Origin of the sequence: Streptomyces sp. NPDC058373, assembly GCF_042723275.1 — a bacterium.
Classification (GTDB): domain Bacteria; phylum Actinomycetota; class Actinomycetes; order Streptomycetales; family Streptomycetaceae; genus Streptomyces.
In genome coordinates this window covers 1-1,417 of sequence record NZ_JBHXJE010000104.1, presented here as the reverse complement: position 1 = coordinate 1,417, position 1,417 = coordinate 1, and the positions used below count along the sequence as shown (strand labels likewise).

The 1,417-nt window shown below is 70.4% G+C and carries 1 protein-coding gene; it reads left to right on the top strand.

All coding sequences use genetic code 11. The features are described from left to right. Positions 1–218: 218 nt before the first annotated feature. Positions 219–1,238, top strand: a complete 1,020-nt coding sequence (locus ACFWMZ_RS28225) for a type IV secretory system conjugative DNA transfer family protein (protein WP_383205004.1) — start codon at positions 219–221, stop codon at positions 1,236–1,238. Positions 1,239–1,417: the final 179 nt, after the last annotated feature.

Here is a 1,417-nt window from a genome sequence, read left to right as displayed (position 1 = left end):
CCCCTTCCTCCAGCACGGCGGCGACCACCGAGCCGACTCTCCTGAAACCCACGCGCACTACCTCCACCCGGAACTCCGCGCCACACACACCGGCGACCTCCACGCCGGAGCCGTCCTCCTCCTACTCCTCCCCGCACGAGACCGAGCCCCCGCCGAAACAGCGGGCCCCCGAACACCAGTCGTTCACAGGTGCCCCTCCGAGCACTGCCGTCGAATCGATGTTCCCCTCGCCTCGACCGGAACAAGCCGCTCCGCTGATCACTCGTTCGAGTGCTTCCAGCACCGCCCCCGGCTTCCCCGAGGCAGCGCCACAAGTCCTGCTCGGCTCCCGGGAGACCCGCCTCCACCTGGCCACACAAGCCGTACAGGCGGCGGAGGGCGCAGCCCTGGTCGTCACCTCCAACCCCGCCCTCTGGGCCGAGACCAAGGACGCCCGCGCCAAGCTCGGGCCCGTCCACCTCTACGACCCGTCCCACCTCTGCGACACCCCGGACCGGCTCCGCTGGGCCCCCACCGGCGGTTGCCGGCAGATGCCGACAGCCGCGACCCGGGCCGCCGCCCTCCTGGCGCCCGTCCGCCCGCTCTCCGCCTTGGACGCCGCGGTCGCCGACACGGCCCAGACACTGCTTAGGTGCTTCCTCCACGCCGCCGAGACCGACGGCAAAGGGGCCAAGCACCTCCACCGCTGGGCACAAGGCAGCCACCTGCAAGAGGCGGTGACGGCCCTTCGTACGCACCCCCGCGCGGCTGCCGGCAGCGCGGGAGAGCTGGAGAGCGCCCTCACCGCCCATCCGGTACGCCGCGACCAGGCACTCCAGCTCACGGCCAAGGCCCTGCACTCGCTCAACTCCGTCCACGTCCGCAACGCGTGCGGGGCGAGCCGATCCGAAGCGCTGGCAGTGGAGTCATTCGTCTCCGAAGGGGGCACCCTCTACGTGGTGGGTGAGTCCGTCGAGGACCCGATGTCCCACCCGGGTGCGATGCCCCTGGTCACCGCATTCGCCTCACACGTGGTCGAGCACGGCCGCCGCGTGGCCGCACGGTCACCCGCCGGCCGGCTCGACCCACCAGTCGTTCTGATCCTGGAGGACGCGGCCGCCGTCGCTCCCTTCCCAGAGCTTCCCGAGCTGCTGACCACGGCTTCCCACGAGGGGATCAGCCCCCTCGTCCTGCTGCGTTCCGAGGAACAGGCTCGAAGCCGCTGGCCCGGCCAGGCACTGCCCTTCGCGGCGCGCTGACCAACCACCCACAACGCGGAAAAGCCCGGGTGCTGGGGTGGAAACGAATCTCTCGTTTCCACCCCATCACCCGGGCAACAAAAAAGTGGTGGGGGCCCCACCGCAGAGACCGCGCCACCCACAAGAAAAATAATTTTGGGGCGGGCGAAAAGCCCACACGAGAACCCCGCGACGGACAA

Excerpts from the sequence above, each read along its gene's own strand:
- ACFWMZ_RS28225 (WP_383205004.1), top strand. The coding sequence starts at position 219 with ATGTTCCCCTCGCCTCGACCGGAACAAGCCGCTCCGCTGATCACTCGT.